The following is a 20,036-nucleotide window of genomic DNA, read 5'->3' as shown; positions in this document are numbered from 1 at the left end:
AAGTGTGATGTTTCAGCAAGCGTGCATCACTTGAGCGCTGGAGGTAACTGGCAAAAATATCAGGTCAGCCCACCTTTCGCCCCACGCTGGACCTATGGACTCAGCGGCTGCGAACCAATCGCCTTGTCGATCGCCGCCTTGAACGCCGGATCATCCGGCTTGGTCAGGCTGGAGAAGTTACCGATCACCTTGCCCTTGCGATCCACCACATACTTGTAGAAGTTCCACTTCGGCGCACTGCTCTGCCGGGCCAGCTCGACAAACATCGGGATCGCATCCTTGCCACGAACAGCCTGGGTCTTGGTCATGGTGAAGGTCACGCCATAGTTGGCGTAACAGACCTTGGCGGTCTTCTCGCTGTCGGCGTCTTCCTGCTTGAAGTCGTTGGACGGCACGCCGAGCATTTCCAGGCCCTGCTCGCGGTAATCCTTGTAGGTCGCCTCGAGCCCCTCGAACTGCGGAGCGAAGCCGCAATAGCTGGCGGTGTTGATCACCACCAGCGGCTTGCCGGCAAAACGCTGGCACAGGTCGATCTGCTCCTTGCCGCGCAGCTCGGGCAGGCTGCCCTGAAGCAGCGCCGGGCAGTCCGCCGCCCAGCTCGAAGTGGCGGCGGCCAGGGCCAGCAGGGGTAGGGTCAGCCAGCGCGCATGCATGATATCGGTCTCCTGCACATGATTCCTTGAATGTGCAGGTTAGCGCTTAACACAGGCTCATGCCCAACTGCATCAGTGCCAGGCCACCCTTGTGCCAGCCCCACCACACCAGCGCCAATACCAGCACTGCGGCAACCACCAGCAGGCCGTGCCCCAACAGGCGGTTCATGCCGCCTGGGCCTGCAGGCGGGCGACCGGGCGTTCGCGCACCGGCCAGTTCAGCGCCGCGGCCAGCAGGCTGAGTAGGATCGAGATCTGCCATACCAGGTCGTAGCTGCCGGTCTGGTCATACACCACGCCACCCAGCCAGCCGCCGAGGAAGGCGCCCAGCTGGTGGAACAGGAACACGATGCCGCCGAGCATCGACAGGTTGCGCACGCCGAACAGCGTGGCCACGGTGCCATTGGTCAGCGGTACCGTGGACAGCCACAGCAGGCCCATGGCGATACCGAACAGGTAGGCGCTGAACTGGGTCACCGGCGCCCAGAGGAAGAGCACGATGACCACGGCGCGCAGCAGGTACAGACCGGTCAGCAGGCGCGGCTTGGACATGCGCCCACCCAACCAGCCCGCGGTGTAGGTGCCGACGATGTTGAACAGGCCGACCAGCGCCAGCACGGTGGTGCCGGTAGTCGCCGGCAGGTGCTGGTCGACCAGGTAGGCCGGCAGGTGCACGCCGATGAACACCACCTGGAAACCACAGACGAAGAAGCCCAGCGCCAGCAACCAGAAACCAGAATGCGCGCACGCTTCACGCAATGCCTGGCCGAGGGTCTGCTCGGCGCCATGGCTGCGCAGCGGGCGGTCGCGCAGCATGCCCACGAACGGCACGATCAAGGCCACCAGCAGGCCCAGTACCAGCAAGGCTGTCGACCAGCCCAGCCACTGAATCAGGCCCAGGGTGCCGGGAAGCATGGCGAACTGGCCGAAAGAGCCGGCGGCGCTGGCGATGCCCATCGCCATGCTGCGCTTCTCCGCCGGCACGGCGCGGCCGACCACGCCGAGGATCACTGAGAACGAAGTGCCGGACAGGCCGATGCCGATCAGCAGGCCGGCGCTGAGCGACAGCGACCAGGCCGAATCGGCAAAGGCCATCATCGCCAGGCCGACTGCGTAGAGAATGCCGCCGATGATCACCACCTTGGCCGCGCCCAGGCGGTCGGCCAAGGCCCCGGTGAACGGCTGGGCCAGGCCCCAGATCAGGTTCTGCAGGGCGATGGCGAAGGCGAATACCTCGCGACCCCAGCCGAAATCGGCGCTCATCGGCGCCAGGAACAGACCGAAACCATGCCGCACCCCCAGCGACAGCGCGAGGATAAGCGCCGCCCCCAGAAGTACCCAACCGCTGCTCCGCCAAAGGGAAGTCATTGTCGTTGTCTCCAGCCCATCGCAAGGTTGATGCGGGTATATACCCGCTTTTAATCGTCGAATATCAGGCAAGTTGCTCCAACAAGCGCACCAACTCATCACGCTGCCCCTCACCCAGCCGCTTCACCAGTTGCGCCTGGGCCTGCTGCCAGGCCGGGTAGGCGGCATCCAGGCATGCCCTGCCCGCCTCACTCAACAGCACCACACGGTTGCGCTGGTCTTCTCCGTCGGCCAGCCGCACCAAGCCCTCGGCCTGGAGCACCTTGAGGTTGCGACCCAAGGTGCTGCGCTCCAGGCCCATGGCCTCGGCCAGGCAAGTGATGCTGGGGCGGTCGAGGCGCTGGACATGACGCAGCAGGGAAAACTGGGCGACATTGATGCCGAAGCCGACAAGGGCCTCGTCGTAATGCCGGCTCACCCCACGGGCGGCACGACGTAGATGGGTGCAGATGCATTCACTGGTCAGCATGGATACGTGTATATACCCGCATCCACAACGTTGCAAGACATTTCAGGAAGTGAGGCCAGGCAGCAGGTGTCGACGGGCTTTGAGTGCAGGCAGGTCATGCGACCCGAACCGCCCGCGGGCCCGCCACTTTTTCATCCGTACAAGATCGGCATACTCGACCAGATCACCCGGCCGGCGGCCTATTGCAACGCCAGGCCAAGCACCACCACCAGTTCCAGCAATTCGAGCAGTGCCCCGGCGGTATCCCCGGTGGCCCCACCCAACCGCTTGCACATCAACCGTCGCAGCCAGGCGAACACCAGCAGTGCCAGCAGCATTACCCCCAGCACCGGCCAGCCGCCCATGACCACGCAGAGTGCCACAGTGGCCAGCAACACCCAGATAGCGCCATGCCGCGGCAGATGCTCGGCCAGTGCCGACCCGAGCCCACCGGGGCGCACATAGGGCGTACCGAGGAACAACCCCAGCATCGCCGCGCGCCCGACCACCGGTGCCAGCACCAGCAGGCCGCCAGCCCCCCGCTCGACCAGTACCCACAGGGCACAGAACTTGAGCAACAGCACCAGTACCAGGGTGACCACGGCGATCGGCCCGCTGCGCGGATCCTTCATGATCTGCAAGGTGCGCTCGCGGTCGCCGAAGCCACCCAGCCAGGCATCGGCGCTGTCGGCCAGGCCATCCAGGTGCAGCGCGCCACTGAGCAACACCCACAGCGCCAGGAGCAAGGCCGCGTGCAGAGGGGCCGCCACGCCATCCAGCAGCTGGCTGGCCAGCCACAGCAGCAAGCCGAACAGCAGCCCCACCACGGGATAGAACAGCAGCGAACGCCCCATTTCCTGTGGCGTCGGCATACCCGACAGGCGCACCGGCAGGCTGCTGAGAAACTGCAGGGCAATCCAGAACGGCAGCATCTCAGCGCACCTCGTGCAACTGACCGTCTTGTGCTACGGCCAGGCGTACCAGCGCCCCATGGCCGACCTCGACCTGCAACAGTTGCTCACGTGGCAGGCCGCGTGCACGCGCCAGCAGCAAGCGCATCACCCCACCATGGGTCACCACCAGCACCCGTTTGCCGGCATGCTCGCGGTGCAGGCGCTTGAGCGTGGCCAGCACCCGTTCGGCAAAGACCAGCACTGGCTCGCCCGCAGGCGGGGTGAACGCATAAGGATCCCTCCAGAACAGTCCCAGGGCATCGGCGTCGGCCTGCATGATCTGGGCGGCGCTCTGCCCTTCCCAGTCGCCGAAATGCAGCTCGCGCACACCGGCCTCGCGCTGCACCGGCAGGTTGATCCGGGCCCCCAGCTCTCCGGCAAACGCCGCGCAACGCTGCAACGGCGAGCTCACCAGCACATCCCAGGGGCCGGCAGCGACGGTGGCCTGACGCATCTGCGCCCAGCCGTTTTCGGTAAGGGCATCGTCGAGGCTGCCGCGCAGGCCGCCGCCGAGCTCGGTCTCACCATGGCGCAGTAGCTCGAGGATCATGCCGGACGATCCGCCACCGCGGCCTCGGCAAAGGTCGCCATCTGCCCGTGCAGGGCGCAGGCCAGGCGCATCAGCGGCACCGCCAGCGCCGCTCCACTGCCCTCGCCCAGGCGCAGCCCCAGGGCCAGCAGCGGCTCGGCCTCCAGCGCCGCCAGCAGGGCCTTGTGGCCTGGCTCGGCGCCCTGGTGGGCAAACAGCAGCCACGGACGGCATTGCGGGTTGAGGCGCACCGCCACCAGGGCGGCGACACTGCAGATGAAGCCGTCGACCAGCAGCGCCACGCCATGCTGGGCGCAGGCCAGGTACGCACCTGCCAGCGCGGCGATTTCAAAGCCGCCGACACAGGCCAATGCCTGCAGCGGTTGGTCGGCGCGCAAACCGTGCAATACCAGGGCGCGCTCGATCACTTCGGCCTTGTGGCGCACACCTGCGCTGTCCAGGCCAGTGCCAGGGCCACTGAGCTCATGTGCCGCGCAGCCCAGCAGGGTGCTGGCCAGGGCCGCCGCGGCAGTGGTATTGCCGATGCCCATTTCGCCGCCGATGAACAGTTGGGCGCCCTTGTCGATGGCGCGCAAGGCGCTGTCGCGACCAGCCTGCAATGCCGCCGCCAGTTGCCCCTCGGTCATCGCGGGCTGGCGGGCGAAATTGGCGGTTCCGGCCCCCAGGCGCAAGTGATGCACGCCAGGCAGTTGCAGGTCCGCGTCGATGGTGCCGAGGTCCACCACCTGCAGTTCGGCGCCCAGCTCGCGCGCCAGCACGCTGATCGCCGCGCCACCGCCGACGAAGTTGCGCAGCATCTGCCCGGTCACTGCTTGCGGATAGGCGGAGATGCCCTCCTCCACCACGCCATGGTCGCCGGCGAAGATGGTGATGGCGACCCGCTCCAGACTGGGACGCTCGCGCCCCTGCAAGCCAGCCAGGCGAACCGCCAGGCCTTCGAGCTGGCCGAGGGAGCCGGCCGGCTTGGTCAACTGTTGCTGACGGGCGCGGGCCTGGTCCATGGCGGCGCTGTCAAGGGGTTGGCAGGCGTCACGCCACCACATCGGGGTCATAAGGCGGGTCCTTTGAGCATGAGAGGGAGGCCGGCGACGGTCAGCACCACGCGCTGGCAGCGTTCGGCCACGGCCTGGTGCAACGTGCCTGCCAGGTCGACATAACGGCGGGTCAGTTCGCCCATGGGCACCACGCCCAGGCCGGTTTCGTTACTGACCAGGATGATCGTGCCCGGCAGTTGCGCCAGGCTGGCGAGCAGCGCGTCGCGCTCCTGCGCCAGGCGCTGTTCATCCTCGAGCATCAGCAGGTTGGTCAGCCACAAGGTCAGGCAGTCCACCAGCAAGCAGCGCCCTTCGTCGGCTTCGGCGTGCAGCACGGCGGCCAGCGCCACGGGCTCCTCCACCAGCCCCCAATGGGCCGGACGCCGTTCGCGGTGCAAGCGCACGCGTTCATTCATCTCGCCGTCCAGCGGCTGACTGGTGGCGATATAGGTCACCGGCAGGTCGCTGGCTTCGGCCAGTTGTTCGGCCAGGCGGCTCTTGCCCGAACGGGCGCCGCCGAGGATCAGGCTGTGCATTTCAGGCGACTCCACACAGTTCGCGCAGGCGCGCGGTGTCCAGGTGCTGCTCGACCAGATCGGCCAGGCGCTCGATATCGCGCTCGCGCAGGGCCTCGTAGTCGATGGTCTGCGCGTCGGCCAGCCCAGCCCAGCGCAGCAGCGCGGCGCACGACTGGCTACCCTCGAACAGGCCATGCAGGTAGGTGGCGAGGATCTGCCCGTCGGCGCTGATGGCGCCATCGGCACGGCCGTCGGCCAACTGCACTGCGGGGCGCTCCAGCGCAAGCCCGCTGGTGACGCCGGCATGGATCTCATACCCCGCCACCGGGGCCTGCTCGAGATCGAGCGTGCCCGTCACGTTACGCAACTGCTTCTCGGCTTCCAGCACGGTGCTGTACGCCAGCAGGCCCAGACCATCACTGGAGCCGGCCGGTCCTTCCAGGCCCAGGGGATCATGCACCTGCTCGCCGAGCATCTGCAGGCCGCCGCAGATGCCGATGAGCTTGCCGCCATAACGCAGGTGCCGGGCGATGGCCGCGTCCCAGCCGCGCTCGCGCAGTTGCGCCAGGTCGCCGCGCACGCTCTTGGAGCCAGGCAGGATGATCAGGTCGGCAGGCGGGATCGGCTGGCCCGGGCCGATGAACTGCAGGTCCACCTGAGGGTGCAGGCGCAGCGGATCGAAGTCGGTGTGGTTGCTGATGCGCGGCAACACCGGGACGATCACCTTCAGCAGGCGCTCACTCTTTTCGCCCTGGCGCGTATCGATACCATCCTCGGCCTCCAGGTGCAGGTCGGTGACGTAGGGCAGCACGCCCAGCACCGGCTTGCCGGTACGCTGCTCCAGCCAGTCCAGGCCAGACTGCAGCAAGGCGATGTCGCCACGGAAACGGTTGATGACGAAGCCCTTGACCCGCGCCTGCTCGCTCGCCGACAGCAGCTCCAGGGTGCCGACCAGATGGGCGAACACGCCGCCCCGGTTGATATCGGCCACCAGGATCACCGGGCAGTCGACGGCCTCGGCGAAGCCCATGTTGGCGATATCGCCGGCCCGCAGGTTGATCTCCGCCGGAGAGCCCGCGCCCTCGACCATCACCACCGGATAGGCTTCGCTCAGGCGCTCGTGGGAGGCCAACACCGCCCGCATGGCGATGGTCTTGTAGTCGTGATAGGCCACGGCGTTCATGCTGGTCACCGCCCGGCCATGGACGATCACCTGGGCGCCGGTGTCGCTGTTGGGCTTGAGCAGCACCGGGTTCATATCGGTGTGCGGCGCCAGCCGGCAGGCCTGGGCCTGCACCGCCTGGGCGCGACCGATCTCGCCGCCGTCGGCGGTCACGGCGCTGTTGAGCGCCATGTTCTGTGGCTTGAACGGCACCACGGCGATGCCCTGGCGCAGCAGCCAGCGGCACAGGGCGGTGACCAGCGTGCTCTTGCCGGCATCGGAGGTGGTGCCTTGCACCATGAGGGTGGTCATGCCGATTCCTTGTGGTAGTCCGCCAAAGCCTGGGCCAGACGTTGTTCGTCCGCCGCCGTGGCGGGCAGGCCGAAACGCAGCGCCGATGGCCGCTCGAACAGCCGCACCAGGATGCCCCGGCGAGCGAGATAGTCATGCAGGTGCGCGGCACGTTCGTCACGCACGTACTGGAACAGGTCGCAACCGCCACTGGGTGGCAGGCCAGCGCCTTCGAGCGTCATGGCCAGACGCTGGCTGGCCTGGGCGCAACGGGCAATCTGCGCCAGGTGCGTCGCCTCGTCGGCGAAGCACGCCTGCCCCAGCACGCGGGTCGGGCCACTGACGGTCCAGGGCCCGAGCGCCTCGGCCAGTTGCCGCAACACATCCGCCTCGGCGACGACGAAGCCCAGCCGCACGCCGGCCAGACCGAAGAACTTGCCGAACGAGCGCAGTACGATCAGCCCGGGTTGTCCGGCCTGATCGACCACGCTGTGTGCCGGCGTGTTGTCCATGAAGGCTTCGTCCACCAGCAACCAGCCACCCCGCGCAGCCAGACGCGCATGCCAGGCCAGCAGGCGTTCGCGGGGCACACGGCGACCGGTGGGGTTGTTGGGATTGACCAGCACCAGGACATCCAGGCTGTCGAGTACGTCCTCGACCTGGGCCTCATCCAGCTCGACCAGCGCATGCCCCGCCCGCGCCCAGGCATGCGGATGTTCGGCATAGCATGGCGTCAGCACCCCGACCCGAGCGGTCGAACGCAGGTACGGCAAAGCCTGGATCGCCGCCTGCGAGCCGGCCACCGCCAGCAGCGGCTGCGCGCCATAGTAGCGCCGTGCAGCCGCCTCCAGGCCGTCCTCGGTCTCGGGCAGTCGAGCCCAGGCGTCCACGGGAATCGGCGGTATCGGGTAGGGCCAGGGCGCGATACCACTGGACAGGTCGAGCCACTGGTGCCGAGGGATCGCGTACTGTTTCACCGCCCGTAGCAGACGGCCACCGTGCTCAAGCATTCAGGTAGGCTCCCACGCAGATCAATAGCACCCACAGCCAGACGCCGCGCTGTACCAGGTTCCAGCCACGCTCGATGGCGTCGGCGTCGGCCATCGGCCCCTCGCCCAGGCGCGGGCGTTCGTGCAACTCGCCGTGGTACACCGCCGGGCCGCCCAGCTCCACGCCCAGGGCTCCGGCCCCCGCCGCCATCACCGGGCCGGCGTTGGGGCTGTCCCACAGCGGCGCCTGCTTGCGCCAGCAGGCCAGGGCCAGGCGGGTCTTGCCCAGCAGCGCATAGGTCAGCGCCACCAGCCTGGCGGGAATATAGTTCAGCCCATCGTCGATGCGTGCCGCGCACCAGCCGAAGCGCTCGAAACGTTCGTTGCGATAGCCCCACATGGCATCCAGGGTATTGCTCAGGCGATACAGCACCACCCCCGGCGCCCCGGCCACGACGAACCAGAACAGCGCGGCGAATACCGCATCGCTGCCGTTCTCCAGCACCGACTCAGTGGCCGCCCGGGCCACGGCAGGCTCGTCCAGCTCGCGGGTTTCGCGGCTGACCAGGTAACCGACGCGCCGCCGCGCCTCCTCCAGGTCGCCCTGGCGCAACGCCTGGGCCACCGGCAGCACATGCTCGCCCAGGCTGCGCAGGCCCAGGGCGCAATACAGCGCCAGCACATCCACCAGCCAGCCGATAACAGGCAGCCAGGAAAGGATCAGCGCCAGCAAGGTCAGCGGCACCACCGCCAGGAACCAGGCCGTGACACCGTGGCTGCGCCAGCCCCGGCCACCGGCGTTGAAACGCTGCTCCAGGCGCGCGGCAAGGTTGCCGAAACCGACCAGGGGATGGCGCCGCCGCGGCTCACCCAGCAGTGCGTCCAGGGCCACGCCGGCCACGGTCAGCAAGGCCACGCTCATGGACATTCCCCCCACTGGTTCTCGTACAGCATGTCACTCAACGGCCGTTGCTCGGCCCAGTCTTCCAGCACCAGCATCGGCGCCGGGTAGAATTCGGTCACCGGCCCCAGGCACAGCACCGCCATGGGCTTGGCGCCCGCGGGCATGCCCAGCAGCTCGGCCAGGGCCCGGGGCTCGAACAGCGACACCCAGCCCATGCCCAGCCCTTCGGCCCGCGCCGCCAGCCACAGGTTCTGGATGGCGCAGGCCAGCGAAGCCAGGTCCATCTCCGGCAGGGTGCGACGGCCGAAGACATGCGCCTCGCGCTTGTCCATCAGCGCTGCCACCAGCACCTCGGCGCAGTCGTTGATGCCTTCGACCTTGAGCTTCATGAACTCATCGGAGCGTTCGCCCAGGGCTTCGGCGGTGCGCACCCGCTCTTCCTCCACCAAAGCCTGGATACGTTCGCGCAAACCGCGCTGGCTGATACGAATGAAGCGCCAGGGCTGCATCAGGCCCACGCTGGGGGCTTGGTGAGCCGCGGCCAGCAGACGCCCGAGCAACTCGGGCGCCACCTCGCCGCCGGCGAAATGGCGCATGTCGCGGCGCTCACCGATGGCCCGGTAGATAGCCGCGCGTTCAACGGCGCTGTACGCGTGTTCGCTCATGGTCGCAACAGCGCCGCCGCCGCGTCGGGGTTGGACGGAAAATAGAAGTGCACGTAGGAAGCGGTCAGCCGCCCCAGGCGGTAGACCGCCTCGTTGCCGCGGCCGCCGTTGGGGCTCAGGCCCCGGGCTATCGGTTGCAGCTCGGTGCTGGTCAGCGAATGGTGATAGGTGTGGCCGCGCAGGGTGCCTTCGGGCAACTCGACGGCCTGCAGGGCCAGGGCCGCCAGGCGCTTCTGCATGGTCGCCTCGCCCGGCAGCAGGCCTGCCAACGGCGCACGCACACCGGCCACATCGGTCAGTGCGTCGAGCAGGTAGAGCATGCCGCCACATTCGGCCAGCAACGGCTTGCCCTCGGCGTGGTGGCCTCGGATCGCCTCCAGCATCGGTGAGTTGGCGGCCAGGGCCTGATGGTGCAGCTCCGGGTAGCCGCCTGGCAGGTACAGGCTGTCTACATCAGGCAACTCACGATCATGCAACGGCGAGAAGAATTCGAGCTGCGCGCCGAGGCTGCGCAGCAGATCCAGGTTGGCCCCATAGGTGAAGGCGAAGGCTTCGTCGTGGGCCACCCCGATGCGCACCCCGGCAAGCGGCGTGGTCACGCCCAGCAGCTCAGGTCGGGCAAAACCGACCGGTGGCGGCAATGCGGCATCGCAGCTGGCACCCAGCGCTTCGGCGGCGGCATCCAGGCGCGCATCCAGGTCGTTCAGTTCACTGGCCTGGACCAGGCCGAGGTGGCGGCTGGGCAGCTCGATGCCACGCTCGCGGGACAACCCGCCGTACCAGCGCAGGCCTTCGGTGAGGCTGCCTTCGAGCAACTGCGCATGGCGCAGGCTGCCAACCCGGTTGGCCAGCACCCCGGCGAACGGCAGGTCGGGCTGGTAACGTGCCAGGCCCAGGGCCAGGGCGCCGAAGGTCTGGGCCATGGCCGTGCCATCGATCACCGCCAGCACCGGCACGCCAAAATGGCGGGCCAGGTCGGCGCTCGACGGCGTGCCGTCGAACAGCCCCATCACGCCTTCGATCAGGATCAGGTCGGCTTCCCCCGCCGCTTCCCACAGTAGGCGACGACTCTCCTCGGCACCGATCATCCACAGGTCCAGCTGGTAGACCGGCGCGCCACTGGCACGCTCGAGGATCATCGGGTCGAGAAAGTCAGGCCCGCACTTGAACACCCGCACCTTGCGCCCGAGGTTGCGGTGCAGGCGGGCCAGGGCAGCGGTGACCGTGGTCTTGCCCTGGCCCGAGGCCGGGGCCGCGATCAGTACGGCGGGGCATTGGCGCGAGTCACTCACAGCTCGACGCCCTTTTGTGCGCGGATACCGGCCTGGAAGGCGTGCTTGAGCATGCCCATCTCGGTGACGGTATCGGCCAGTTCGATCATTTCGGGCTTGGCCGCACGGCCGGTGACGATCACATGCTGCATCGGTGGGCGGGCCTGGATGTCCGACAGCACCTGGTCGAGGTCGAGGTAGCCATGCTTGAGGGCGATGTTCAGCTCATCGAGCACCACGAACTGGATCGACGGATCCTGCAGCAACTGGCGCGATACCGCCCAGGCCGCTTCGGCGGCCGCGATGTCGCGCTGGCGGTCCTGGGTCTCCCAAGTGAAGCCCTCGCCCATCACGTGATAGCGCACTTGCTCGGGGAAGCGGCGGAAGAACAGCTCTTCGCCGGTGCTGTTGCGGCCCTTGATGAACTGCACCACACCGCATTGCATGCCATGGCCCAGGGCGCGGGCGAGCATGCCGAAGGCCGAACTGCTCTTGCCCTTGCCATTGCCGGTCAGTACCAGCAGCAGGCCGCACTCGTTGGGGGAATTGGCGATGCGCTCGTCGATGATCGCCTTCTTGCGCAGCATGCGCGCCAGGTGACGTTCGTCGCGTTCGGTGGATTCGCTCATCAGGGGTCTCCGCAGGCTGTCGCCGGTTGGCGACAGGGAAAAGGCGGGCAGACGGAGAACGCGCAGGGGCCGTGGCCCCAGGCCACATCGCACCGCACATCACCCTCCGTGATGCCGTTGGCAGTGACAGGCCGGTCTCCGGGCTCGCGAGCGGGACATGCCCGGACGACGCGCCTTCCCGGATACCTTTACCCAGTGGCCATGCGCCGTCTTTTACTCACCTACCGTTGCGGGGGCAGCGCCGGACTCGCGCCTGCTGACGCTCACCGGCTTCCCAGTTTCACCCTGCCGAACCGCAGTTCGCCGGGCACCTGAAACACGCCGCGAAGGTTAGAGGGTTGCACCGGGAGCGTCAATCGAACGAAGACCGTTCTGGCCTGGGTCAATGGCCGATCCGCCAGCTTGTGCCACACTCAAAGCAGTGATATCACTTAGCCACCATTTCGGCTGGCCTCAATCACAATGACAAGGAGCGCAGCATGCAAGGCCTGATCATCAATAACCCGCGCCTGGAATTCCTGCGCCCGGCCCTGGAACGCTGGGTCGACTGCATCGACCGCTTCAACCAGTTCCAGGGCGACAACGAAGCCCCCTATTGGCATGGCGCCGCCGCCAACACCGGACTGCTCGCAGCGGCCGCCTGGCAGGCCGAGCTGACGGCGCTGCAGCAGTACACGAGCAAGAAACAGCGTGACGAAGGCGAGCGTGAGGCCCGCGGCGACCTGAGTATCAACAGCGCCGAAGAGTCGATCCACCTGCACACCAGCCAACGTTGGCCGCGCATGGCCCGTCTCGACATGGGCCCGGCCTTGCAGGAAACCGCCAACCACGCCAAGACGATCGCCTACGCCAGCCAATTCAAGGCCGGGGCGCTGTTCGTCACTCCGTGGAAGGCCGGCCAGCATGCCAGCCCCGAGGAACTCCAGGACCTGGTCGATGACCTGCAGAAACACACTGCTTGCGCGATCGCCTGGTACTTCCCCTATGGCTACCGCAAACTGCACAACGAATTGGGCCAGTACTATCCCGGCGTGGCATTACTGCTCAAGCAAGCTTGATGCCCCTGGCACAGGCCAATGAACAACCAGACGCTGTCCGCGTCCTTATCTAGCGAACAGCAGTCAGGGATTCTGCGCCAGATGTTCAGGGGGTAGCACCCGTTTGGCCTGAAGATAGGCCTTGGCCCAGTAGCTGTTCGACAGGTAGTCCAGACGCACGGTGCCCCCCGTGGAGGGCGCATGGACGAAACGCCCCTCACCCACGTAGATCCCGGCGTGGCTGACATGCGAGCCGCCACTGGTGGCAAAGAACACCAGATCGCCGGACTGCAGCGCATTGATATCCACGTTCGGCGCACGCATGACGATCATGTCGCGGGTGGTGCGTGGCAGGCTGATACCCGCGGCATCACGATATACGTAGCCGATCAGGCCACTGCAATCAAAACCAGAGTCTGGAGTGTTGCCGCCCCAGCGATAGGGCGTGCCCACCAGCCCGATGGCACGAAACAGCACATCATCCGCCGCGGGCGAAGACGGCGACGAATTGAACACCACCGGCGCCGTGGGCATTGTCGCCGGAGCGGGAGCACGACTGGAACAGGCCGCGAGCAGGGCCACGAGGGAGAGGAATGCGAAGCGCGCCAACATCGCCATGATGTAAACGTCCTGTCGGGAAGCCCCGGCCATGGCCGAAGGTAAAAAGAGTTGAGAATTTAGATTAGACGCTTTCTGTAAATGCGCACGGCGGCGAGCTTTTTAGCTACGCCGCCGTGGCAGGGTACAGCATTTTGATATCAATTCAATTGCGCGAGATCGTGGTCGGCGCCATGGCGAGCGCGCGCTTGGCCTCGATGAAGGTCTTGCTCCAGTAGCGATCGCCAAGGCTGTCGATGCGCACGCCACCGCTGCGGCGGCTGCTGGAATGGATGAACTGGTTGTCACCCAGGTAGATGCCAGCGTGGCTGACCCGACCACGACCGTTGGTGCTGAAGAACAGCAGGTCGCCGGGCTTGAGTTTGTTGCGGGCGACTTTCGGTGCGTCGACGTTGATCATCTCGCGGGTCGAACGCGGCAGGTTCATGCCGGCCTCTTCGCGGAACAGGTAGCCGATGAAACCGCTGCAGTCGAAGCCGGACTTCTCGGAGGTGCCACCGAAGCGGTAGCGAGTACCGATCAGGGCCATGCCGCGTTCGAGAATGCTGTCGGCCAATACGGGCAACTGGTACGGCTTGCTGTTGCTGGAAAATGCCTCGAGGTCATCTTCGCTGGCCAGCTCTTCCTCGGTGAATACGGAAGAGGCAGAGGCCTTGGCCTTGACCGATTGCTCGGTGGCCATGCGTTGATCCTGCGAAGGTGCGACCGGACCGGTGGAGGCACAGCCGTAAAGAAGGGTGACAAGTGCAAGTGGCACGAGGGGTGCGAAGCGCTTCAGCATGGGCACGACCGTGTCTGTAGTCCTTTAGAAGGGGGAAACTATGCCTTCTATCGGACCCATTTGCAAATTTTATCGAAAAACATGTGACTTTTCTGATTCGACGCTCTGGCACCGTGTTTTCAGCGCTACCAGCCGAGGGTTTCCTTGAGGAACGGAATGGTCAGCTTGCGCTGGGCCTGCAAGGAGGCCTGATCGAGGCGCTCGAGCAGGTCGAACAGCGCGCTCATGCTGCGCGTGCCACGGGTGAGGATGAAGTGGCCGACTTCGTCGGTCAGGTGCAGGCCGCGGCGCGAGGCGCGCAGTTGCAGGGCGCGCAGCTTGTCCTCGTCGGACATCCCGCGCATCTGGAAGATCAGCGCCAGGGTCAGCCGCGACTTGAGGTCGGCCAGCTTGATCGGCAACTCCCGCGGCGAGCTGGAGGCTGCCAGCAGCAGGCGCCGGCCACTGTCGCGCAGGCGATTGAACAGGTGGAACATGGCCTCTTCCCAGTCGGCCTTGCCCGCGATCACGTGCAGGTCATCGATGCATACCAGCTCGTATTGCTCGAGATGGTCGAGCAGTTCGACGCCACGCTCGAGCAATTGCGCCAGGGGCAGGTACACGGCGGGCTCGCCGAGTTGCTGGAAGCGGTGGGTGGCGGCCTGCAACAGGTGGGTACGGCCCACGCCCTGCTTGCCCCACAGGTAGATGAGGCTTTCGGTCCAGCCGGCGTCGGCTTCGCAGAGCCGCTCGACATAGCCCAGTGCCGCGGCATTGGCGCCGGGGTAGTAGTTGATGAAGGTGGCGTCGTCGCGCAGACGCACACCCAGGGGCAACTGGATCGGTTTCATGCTCGCGGGCGGTCGCGGGGACCACAGGGGGCCTTTGATGAACAGTGTGCAAAGTCTATACCCGCAACGCGGGCGGCACAATCCGGCAGGGGAATAGCACAAGTAAAATCAAGCAGTTGCGTTGCGGAGCAAGCCCGCTGCCACGCCCTCTAGTGTTCAAGACTCCGGGCATGGGAGCGCGCTTGCCCCGTGATCGCTCACAGATCCGGGTCTACTTCCCCGGCGTACATGTCCGATTCCTTGTACAGGTCGTGGACATGGCGCAGCAGCACCATGATCACTGCCGCCACCGGCAGCGCCAGCAGCACCCCGGTAAAGCCGAACAGCTCGCCGCCAGCCAGGATCGCGAAGATTACCGCCACCGGATGCAGGCCGATACGGTCGCCCACCAGCAGTGGCGTCAGCACCATGCCCTCCAGCGCCTGCCCGACCATGAACACCGCGACGATACCGAGCATGGGATAGAGGTCGCCGCCGAACTGGAACAACCCGGCGACCAGCGCCGCGCCAATGCCAATGATGAAGCCCATGTACGGCACGATCGCCGCCAGCCCCGCCAGCATGCCGATCAGCAGGCCCAGCTCCAGGCCCACCAGCATCAGCCCCGAGGAATAGATGACGCCCAACGCCAGCATTACCAGCAGCTGCCCGCGCACGAACGCCCCGAGCACCTCGTGGCACTCGCCGGCCAACCCCACCACCTGCGGCTCACGCTGGCGCGGCAGCAGGCTGCGCAGCTTGGCCATCATCAGATCCCAGTCGCGCAGCAGGTAGAAGCCCACCACCGGGATCAGCACCAGGTTGGCCAGCCAGCCGATCAGCGCCAGGCTCGAGGCGGTGGCCTGGGACAACAGCACGCCGACGATGTCGGTGGTCTGGCCCATGTGCTCGCCGATCGCGGCCTTGATCTTGTCGAATTTCCAGAAGCCATCCGCCAGGCCCAGGCGGCTCTGCACCCAGGGCAGCGCCACGTGCTGCAGCCAATCGAGCATTTGCGGCGCCAGCTCGTACAGGCGCAGCAGCTGCTTGGCCAGCATCGGCACCAGCACCAGCAGCAGGGCCAGGAAGATCAGGGTGAACAGGCTGAACACCACCACCACGCCCCAGGTGCGCGACAGCCCGAGCCGCTCCAGGCGATCGACCAGCGGGTCGGCCAGGTAGGCCAGCAGGATGCCCACCAGGAACGGTGAGAGGATGTTGTGCAGGAAGTACAGCAGCACGGCAATCACCAGGGCCGCGCCCAGCCAGATCCAACGACGCATGTCAGTCATTCGCGCCACTCCTTACCAGCGAAAGCGCAGGCCGTCGAACGGCGTTGCGGCAGTGGTGGGCGGCGGTGTGCCGGTATCGCCCTGCGCGCTCGGCGCAGGCGTGGCGGCGGCTGGCTCCGCAGGCAGCTCCTGTAGCTTGGCCAGGCCCAGCTGGGCGCGCAATTGCTCGCGATTGCCGCTGACCTGGTAGGTCAGGGTGTCGCCTTCTGCCATCTGCAAGCGGGCGCCATAAGGTTCCAGCACCCGGCTCAGTTCGGCGTAACGCTGCAGGTTCATCCCCTGCACCTGTACCTGCAGGTCGCTGCTGGCGCCGGGCCGCGTGACATAACGCGGCGCCAGGCGGTTGCTCACCGCCAGCAGCACCGCATCGGCCAGGGCCGCCTGGTCGCTGCCCTCGGCGCTGCCCTGTTCGCGCTGGTCGCCCAGCCACAACTGCCACTTGCCCTGCCACTTGCCGTCGGCCTCATGGGCGTGCACCGCCAGCAAGGCGTCGGCGCCATAGCGCTCGGACGCCTCGCGCAGCGGCGCGGGGTCGTTACCCTCGAGCAGCTTGGCATTGGCCACCAATTGCTCCTGCAGATCGGCCAATGGCAGGCGCAGGGGCAGGCCGCGATGCTGGGCTGCCCGACGCAATGGCTCGGCGGCGCTCTGGCCATCGCCGACCAGGCTACTGCCCTCGACACTGTCGTTCAGCCACCAGCCCAGGACCGACGGCCGGTTGCTGCCCCACAATGCCAGCCCCGCCTGGCGCAGGGCGCGCTCGGTGCTGCCGGGGTCGAACTCGACCAACACCGACTCCGGTGGACCTGACTCGGTACCGACCTGATTGATGATCTGTTGCGGGTCCTTGCGCAGCGCGGCCAGTGCCGGGTTCTGCGCGGCCTTGGGGTCGCCGGTCAGGCGCAACACCAGGGTGTCGAGCGCCTTGCCGGTCGCCTGGGCGCGGGCCTCGCTGCCCTGCCCTTCGACGGGCTCGCGAACCTGATACAGGCCCGAGACGGTTTCGGCCTGCGCGAGGGTGCCGGCCACGACGAGGCAGGCGCCAGCAAGGAAATTGAGAAGACGCATTGAGGATTCCTGTCCAGATGACCTTGGGGCGACGCGCCCTTGCCTGTGGGCTGTGACCGCGCCACGCCGGAAAATGCTCCGCCGCGCCACGCCTTTGCGCGCGTCGCCATGCCTATACCTTATACAGGCGCCGACGCGGCAACCAGTCGCACAGGGTGAAACAGCGTTTTTTGCCCAGATTTCCCGCCTGCCCGTCGGCCTGAGGATGGCCGCCTTGGGGCAACCCTGATAAAATCGCGCGCCTTCGCAGACCAGTGACGTACAGGCAGCCGCCGTTTCTGAAAGTGGCCTTGGCCGTCCCGGTCGTTTTTCTGAATCCCTCCCTCCTAAAGGCCTGGATCAATGAGCAAGCAACCCTCCCTGAGCTACAAAGACGCCGGTGTAGACATCGACGCCGGCGAAGCACTGGTCGAACGCATCAAGGGCGTCGCCAAGCGCACCGCACGCCCTGAAGTCATGGGTGGCCTGGGCGGCTTCGGCGCCCTCTGCGAGATCCCGGCCGGCTACAAGCAGCCGGTGCTGGTCTCCGGCACCGACGGCGTCGGCACCAAGCTGCGCCTGGCGCTGAACCTGAACAAGCACGACAGCATCGGCCAGGACCTGGTCGCCATGTGCGTCAACGACCTGGTGGTGTGCGGCGCCGAGCCGCTGTTCTTCCTCGACTACTACGCCACCGGCAAGCTCAACGTCGACGTGGCCGCCACCGTGGTCACCGGCATCGGCGCCGGTTGCGAACTGGCCGGCTGCTCGCTGGTCGGTGGTGAAACCGCCGAGATGCCAGGCATGTACGAAGGCGAAGACTACGACCTGGCCGGCTTCTGCGTCGGCGTGGTGGAAAAGGCCGAGATCATCGACGGCTCGAAAGTGGTCACCGGCGACGCCCTGATCGCCCTGCCATCCTCCGGCCCGCACTCCAACGGCTACTCGCTGATCCGCAAGATCCTCGAAGTGTCCGGCACCGACATCGACAACACCCAGCTCGATGGCAAGCCGCTGGCCGACCTGCTGATGGCGCCGACCCGCATATACGTCAAGCCCCTGCTGCAGCTGATCAAACAGACCGGCGCGGTCAAGGCCATGGCCCACATCACCGGCGGCGGCCTGCTGGACAACATCCCGCGCGTACTGCCAAAAGGCGCCCAGGCCGTGGTCGACGTGGCCAGCTGGCAGCGCCCGGTGGTGTTCGACTTCCTGCAGGAAAAAGGCAACGTCGACGAACATGAAATGCACCGCGTGCTGAACTGCGGCGTGGGCATGGTCATCTGCGTGGCCCAGGACCAGGTCGACAACGCCCTGAACGTGCTGCGCGCCGCCGGCGAGCAGCCGTGGGTCATCGGCCAGATCGCCGAAGCCGCCGAAGGCGCCGCCCAGGTCGAGCTCAAGAACCTCAAGGCACACTGATGCCGGGCAAGACCTGCAACGTCGTGGTACTGCTGTCGGGCTCCGGCAGCAACCTGCAAGCGCTGATCGACAGCAACAGCGCCAGTGACAGCCCGGTACGCATCCGCGCGGTAATTTCCAACCGCGCCGATGCCTACGGCCTGGAACGCGCCAAGGCCGCCGGTATCGACACCGCGGTGCTCGCGCACACCGGCTTCGACGGTCGCGAAGCCTTCGATACGGCGCTGATGGCGCTGATCGACGGCTTCGCCCCCGACCTGGTGGTGCTGGCCGGTTTCATGCGCATCTTGAGTGGCGGCTTCGTGCGCCACTATCAAGGCCGCCTGCTCAACATACATCCGTCACTGTTGCCCAAGTATAAAGGGCTGCACACCCACCAGCGCGCGCTGGAGGCTGGCGATGCCGAGCACGGCTGCAGCGTGCACTTCGTCACCGAGGAACTCGATGGCGGGCCTTTGGTCGTACAGGCTGTGGTGCCGGTTGCAACGGACGACACCGAGCAGACGCTCGCCCAGCGCGTGCACCTGCAGGAACACCAGATCTACCCGCTGGCGGTGCGCTGGTTCGCCGAAGGACGCTTGCGTCTGGGCGAGCACGGTGCATTACTGGATGGCCAGCCGCTGGCGGCCAGCGGTCACTTGATTCGATCCTAGGAGAATTTATGCGTCGCGCCCTGCTCTTGGCTCTCGCCGTGCTCGCCCTGCCCCTCCAGGCAGCTGATCTGAAGCCTTTCGCGGCCAGCTACACCGCCGACTGGAAGCAGCTGCCCATGAGCGGCACTGCCGAGCGCAGCCTGGTGAAGAACGCCAACGGTACCTGGGACCTTAATTTCAAGGCCTCCATGATGATCGCCAGCCTGACCGAGCAAAGCACCCTCAAGCTCGACAATGACACCCTGCTGCCGCAGAAGTACCACTTCGAGCGTGGCGGCTTGGGCAAGGCGAAGAAAGTCGACCTCACCTTCGACTGGACCGGCAAGAAGGTGACCGGCAGCGACCGTGGCGACGCGATCAGCCTGCCGCTCAACCGCGGCGTGCTGGACAAGTCGTCCTATCAACTGGCGCTGCAGCATGACGTGGCCGCCGGCAAGAAAAGCATGACCTACCAGGTGGTCGACGGTGACGAGATCGACACCTACGACTTCCGCGTGCTGGGCACCGAGAAAGTGGCCACCAAGACCGGCCAGGTCGATGCGGTCAAGGTCGAGCGCGTGCGCGATCCTAGCCAGAGCAAGCGCATCACCGAGCTATGGTTCGCCAAGGACTGGGATTACCTGCTGGTGCAACTGCGCCAGGTCGAGACCGATGGCAAGGAATACGTGATCGTGCTGCAGGATGGCACGGTAGACGGCAAGGCGGTCAAGGGTAACTGATGGCGCTGCCTGCAATACCCGAAGCCCCGCCTTGTGCGGGGCTTCTTTTTCGGTGAGTGCCTGCACCGCCCAATCGCGGGCCAAGCCCGCACGTATTTGTGTTCGATTCGTGGAAGCGGGCTTGCCCCGCGACTGGCCTCTTCATGAAACTTGTTTCATCGCTGTTTTATTTACTTAGCCTGCTAACAAACTCTATAAAGAGGGTGTGCGACACGCTGTCGCA

General features: G+C 66.3%; 23 protein-coding genes and 1 riboswitch. Of the genes, 4 read left to right on the top strand and 19 right to left on the bottom strand.

From position 1 onward, the window contains the following. Positions 1 to 92: 92 nt before the first annotated feature. The 14 genes from OH705_RS14405 to cobO form a co-directional block, all read right to left on the bottom strand. Positions 93 to 653 carry a glutathione peroxidase gene (locus tag OH705_RS14405; RefSeq protein WP_267302405.1) on the bottom strand — a complete coding sequence of 187 codons (561 nt, stop codon included), beginning with the start codon at positions 651 to 653 and terminating at the stop codon, positions 93 to 95. 46 nt (positions 654 to 699) lie between these two features. Beyond that, positions 700 to 822: a hypothetical protein gene (locus OH705_RS14400; protein ID WP_256586229.1), complete on the bottom strand. Its 123-nt coding sequence runs from the start codon at positions 820 to 822 to the stop codon at positions 700 to 702. Then, a complete protein-coding gene (locus tag OH705_RS14395; protein ID WP_267302404.1) occupies positions 819 to 2,021 on the bottom strand; it encodes an MFS transporter in 1,203 nt (400 codons plus the stop codon). The genes OH705_RS14400 and OH705_RS14395 overlap by 4 nt, the downstream gene beginning before the upstream one ends. Positions 2,022 to 2,085: 64 nt before the next feature. Then, positions 2,086 to 2,490: a MarR family winged helix-turn-helix transcriptional regulator gene (locus tag OH705_RS14390; RefSeq protein WP_023632908.1), complete on the bottom strand. Its 405-nt coding sequence runs from the start codon at positions 2,488 to 2,490 to the stop codon at positions 2,086 to 2,088. 179 nt (positions 2,491 to 2,669) lie between these two features. Further along, positions 2,670 to 3,401 (bottom strand): adenosylcobinamide-GDP ribazoletransferase, encoded by a 732-nt coding sequence (locus tag OH705_RS14385; protein WP_038706612.1) that lies wholly within the window; start codon positions 3,399 to 3,401, stop codon positions 2,670 to 2,672. Between the two features lies 1 nt (position 3,402). Further along, positions 3,403 to 3,972 (bottom strand): alpha-ribazole phosphatase family protein, encoded by a 570-nt coding sequence (gene cobC / locus OH705_RS14380; RefSeq protein WP_267302403.1) that lies wholly within the window; start codon positions 3,970 to 3,972, stop codon positions 3,403 to 3,405. After that, positions 3,969 to 5,024, bottom strand: coding sequence for a nicotinate-nucleotide--dimethylbenzimidazole phosphoribosyltransferase (cobT, locus tag OH705_RS14375; RefSeq protein WP_094011815.1), 1,056 nt, complete (start codon positions 5,022 to 5,024; stop codon positions 3,969 to 3,971). Before cobT ends, cobC begins: the two co-directional genes overlap by 4 nt. Then, a complete protein-coding gene (cobU, locus tag OH705_RS14370) occupies positions 5,021 to 5,542 on the bottom strand; it encodes a bifunctional adenosylcobinamide kinase/adenosylcobinamide-phosphate guanylyltransferase (RefSeq protein ID WP_267302401.1) in 522 nt (173 codons plus the stop codon). The genes cobT and cobU overlap by 4 nt, the downstream gene beginning before the upstream one ends. Position 5,543: 1 nt before the next feature. Continuing rightward, positions 5,544 to 6,998, bottom strand: coding sequence for a cobyric acid synthase (locus tag OH705_RS14365; RefSeq protein WP_094011813.1), 1,455 nt, complete (start codon positions 6,996 to 6,998; stop codon positions 5,544 to 5,546). Next, complete coding sequence (gene cobD / locus OH705_RS14360) at positions 6,995 to 7,987, bottom strand: threonine-phosphate decarboxylase CobD (RefSeq protein WP_094011812.1); 993 nt, start codon at positions 7,985 to 7,987, stop codon at positions 6,995 to 6,997. The genes OH705_RS14365 and cobD overlap by 4 nt, the downstream gene beginning before the upstream one ends. Next, positions 7,980 to 8,888, bottom strand: a complete 909-nt coding sequence (cbiB, locus tag OH705_RS14355; RefSeq protein ID WP_094011811.1) for an adenosylcobinamide-phosphate synthase CbiB — start codon at positions 8,886 to 8,888, stop codon at positions 7,980 to 7,982. The genes cobD and cbiB overlap by 8 nt, the downstream gene beginning before the upstream one ends. After that, positions 8,885 to 9,535, bottom strand: coding sequence for a 5,6-dimethylbenzimidazole synthase (gene bluB / locus OH705_RS14350; protein WP_094011810.1), 651 nt, complete (start codon positions 9,533 to 9,535; stop codon positions 8,885 to 8,887). The genes cbiB and bluB overlap by 4 nt, the downstream gene beginning before the upstream one ends. Further along, positions 9,532 to 10,827, bottom strand: coding sequence for a cobyrinate a,c-diamide synthase (locus OH705_RS14345; RefSeq protein WP_267302400.1), 1,296 nt, complete (start codon positions 10,825 to 10,827; stop codon positions 9,532 to 9,534). Before OH705_RS14345 ends, bluB begins: the two co-directional genes overlap by 4 nt. Beyond that, complete coding sequence (cobO, locus tag OH705_RS14340; protein ID WP_046854540.1) at positions 10,824 to 11,435, bottom strand: cob(I)yrinic acid a,c-diamide adenosyltransferase; 612 nt, start codon at positions 11,433 to 11,435, stop codon at positions 10,824 to 10,826. Before cobO ends, OH705_RS14345 begins: the two co-directional genes overlap by 4 nt. A 111-nt stretch (positions 11,436 to 11,546) precedes the next feature. Beyond that, positions 11,547 to 11,765: riboswitch (cobalamin riboswitch) on the bottom strand. A gap of 149 nt (positions 11,766 to 11,914) precedes the next feature. Between cobO and OH705_RS14335 the strand changes: the two genes are divergently transcribed. Continuing rightward, positions 11,915 to 12,493 (top strand): hypothetical protein, encoded by a 579-nt coding sequence (locus OH705_RS14335; protein WP_023630053.1) that lies wholly within the window; start codon positions 11,915 to 11,917, stop codon positions 12,491 to 12,493. Positions 12,494 to 12,556: 63 nt separating this feature from the next. On the opposite strand, the gene OH705_RS14330 is transcribed toward OH705_RS14335, so the two are convergent. The 5 genes from OH705_RS14330 to OH705_RS14310 all read right to left on the bottom strand — a co-directional run bounded on the left by OH705_RS14330 (position 12,557) and on the right by OH705_RS14310 (position 17,040). Next, positions 12,557 to 13,090 carry a C40 family peptidase gene (locus OH705_RS14330; protein ID WP_023630052.1) on the bottom strand — a complete coding sequence of 178 codons (534 nt, stop codon included), beginning with the start codon at positions 13,088 to 13,090 and terminating at the stop codon, positions 12,557 to 12,559. A gap of 145 nt (positions 13,091 to 13,235) precedes the next feature. After that, positions 13,236 to 13,871, bottom strand: coding sequence for a C40 family peptidase (locus OH705_RS14325; protein WP_031314898.1), 636 nt, complete (start codon positions 13,869 to 13,871; stop codon positions 13,236 to 13,238). Positions 13,872 to 13,996: 125 nt separating this feature from the next. Then, positions 13,997 to 14,701: a DnaA regulatory inactivator Hda gene (hda, locus tag OH705_RS14320; protein ID WP_031314897.1), complete on the bottom strand. Its 705-nt coding sequence runs from the start codon at positions 14,699 to 14,701 to the stop codon at positions 13,997 to 13,999. A gap of 197 nt (positions 14,702 to 14,898) precedes the next feature. Next, the gene (locus OH705_RS14315) at positions 14,899 to 15,972 is read right to left on the bottom strand and encodes an AI-2E family transporter (RefSeq protein WP_038706621.1); all 1,074 of its coding nucleotides are present in this window, start codon (positions 15,970 to 15,972) and stop codon (positions 14,899 to 14,901) included. A gap of 12 nt (positions 15,973 to 15,984) precedes the next feature. After that, complete coding sequence (locus tag OH705_RS14310; RefSeq protein WP_267302399.1) at positions 15,985 to 17,040, bottom strand: DUF2066 domain-containing protein; 1,056 nt, start codon at positions 17,038 to 17,040, stop codon at positions 15,985 to 15,987. A 342-nt stretch (positions 17,041 to 17,382) separates the two neighbouring features. On the opposite strand from OH705_RS14310, the gene purM reads away from it, so the two are divergent. Genes purM through OH705_RS14295 form a run of 3 tightly spaced genes read left to right on the top strand, consistent with a single transcriptional unit; the run spans position 17,383 to position 19,813 of the window. After that, on the top strand, positions 17,383 to 18,441 hold the full coding sequence (gene purM, locus OH705_RS14305) for a phosphoribosylformylglycinamidine cyclo-ligase (protein WP_038706623.1): 1,059 nt from the start codon (positions 17,383 to 17,385) through the stop codon (positions 18,439 to 18,441). Continuing rightward, positions 18,441 to 19,094 carry a phosphoribosylglycinamide formyltransferase gene (gene purN, locus OH705_RS14300; RefSeq protein WP_267302398.1) on the top strand — a complete coding sequence of 218 codons (654 nt, stop codon included), beginning with the start codon at positions 18,441 to 18,443 and terminating at the stop codon, positions 19,092 to 19,094. The genes purM and purN overlap by 1 nt, the downstream gene beginning before the upstream one ends. A gap of 8 nt (positions 19,095 to 19,102) precedes the next feature. Continuing rightward, entirely contained in the window at positions 19,103 to 19,813 is a 711-nt protein-coding gene (locus tag OH705_RS14295) for a DUF3108 domain-containing protein (protein ID WP_023630171.1), read from the top strand. The last annotated feature ends 223 nt before the right edge of the window (positions 19,814 to 20,036 follow it).

This window comes from Pseudomonas sp. BJa3 (assembly GCF_026343815.1).
GTDB classification, from domain to species: Bacteria; Pseudomonadota; Gammaproteobacteria; order Pseudomonadales; family Pseudomonadaceae; genus Aquipseudomonas; species Aquipseudomonas soli.
This window is presented reverse-complemented; position numbering and strand designations above follow the sequence as displayed.

Bases quoted from the DNA above. Each gene is read 5' to 3' on its own strand.
- OH705_RS14405 (WP_267302405.1), bottom strand. From the start codon at position 653: ATGCATGCGCGCTGGCTGACCCTACCCCTGCTGGCCCTGGCCGCCGCC.
- OH705_RS14400 (WP_256586229.1), bottom strand. From the start codon at position 822: ATGAACCGCCTGTTGGGGCACGGCCTGCTGGTGGTTGCCGCAGTGCTG.
- OH705_RS14395 (WP_267302404.1), bottom strand. From the start codon at position 2,021: ATGACTTCCCTTTGGCGGAGCAGCGGTTGGGTACTTCTGGGGGCGGCG.
- OH705_RS14390 (WP_023632908.1), bottom strand. From the start codon at position 2,490: ATGCTGACCAGTGAATGCATCTGCACCCATCTACGTCGTGCCGCCCGT.
- OH705_RS14385 (WP_038706612.1), bottom strand. From the start codon at position 3,401: ATGCTGCCGTTCTGGATTGCCCTGCAGTTTCTCAGCAGCCTGCCGGTG.
- cobC (WP_267302403.1), bottom strand. From the start codon at position 3,972: ATGATCCTCGAGCTACTGCGCCATGGTGAGACCGAGCTCGGCGGCGGC.
- cobT (WP_094011815.1), bottom strand. From the start codon at position 5,024: ATGACCCCGATGTGGTGGCGTGACGCCTGCCAACCCCTTGACAGCGCC.
- cobU (WP_267302401.1), bottom strand. From the start codon at position 5,542: ATGCACAGCCTGATCCTCGGCGGCGCCCGTTCGGGCAAGAGCCGCCTG.
- OH705_RS14365 (WP_094011813.1), bottom strand. From the start codon at position 6,998: ATGACCACCCTCATGGTGCAAGGCACCACCTCCGATGCCGGCAAGAGC.
- cobD (WP_094011812.1), bottom strand. From the start codon at position 7,987: ATGCTTGAGCACGGTGGCCGTCTGCTACGGGCGGTGAAACAGTACGCG.
- cbiB (WP_094011811.1), bottom strand. From the start codon at position 8,888: ATGAGCGTGGCCTTGCTGACCGTGGCCGGCGTGGCCCTGGACGCACTG.
- bluB (WP_094011810.1), bottom strand. From the start codon at position 9,535: ATGAGCGAACACGCGTACAGCGCCGTTGAACGCGCGGCTATCTACCGG.
- cobO (WP_046854540.1), bottom strand. From the start codon at position 11,435: ATGAGCGAATCCACCGAACGCGACGAACGTCACCTGGCGCGCATGCTG.
- OH705_RS14335 (WP_023630053.1), top strand. From the start codon at position 11,915: ATGCAAGGCCTGATCATCAATAACCCGCGCCTGGAATTCCTGCGCCCG.
- OH705_RS14330 (WP_023630052.1), bottom strand. From the start codon at position 13,090: ATGGCGATGTTGGCGCGCTTCGCATTCCTCTCCCTCGTGGCCCTGCTC.
- OH705_RS14325 (WP_031314898.1), bottom strand. From the start codon at position 13,871: ATGCTGAAGCGCTTCGCACCCCTCGTGCCACTTGCACTTGTCACCCTT.
- hda (WP_031314897.1), bottom strand. From the start codon at position 14,701: ATGAAACCGATCCAGTTGCCCCTGGGTGTGCGTCTGCGCGACGACGCC.
- OH705_RS14315 (WP_038706621.1), bottom strand. From the start codon at position 15,972: ATGACTGACATGCGTCGTTGGATCTGGCTGGGCGCGGCCCTGGTGATT.
- OH705_RS14310 (WP_267302399.1), bottom strand. From the start codon at position 17,040: ATGCGTCTTCTCAATTTCCTTGCTGGCGCCTGCCTCGTCGTGGCCGGC.
- purM (WP_038706623.1), top strand. From the start codon at position 17,383: ATGAGCAAGCAACCCTCCCTGAGCTACAAAGACGCCGGTGTAGACATC.
- purN (WP_267302398.1), top strand. From the start codon at position 18,441: ATGCCGGGCAAGACCTGCAACGTCGTGGTACTGCTGTCGGGCTCCGGC.
- OH705_RS14295 (WP_023630171.1), top strand. From the start codon at position 19,103: ATGCGTCGCGCCCTGCTCTTGGCTCTCGCCGTGCTCGCCCTGCCCCTC.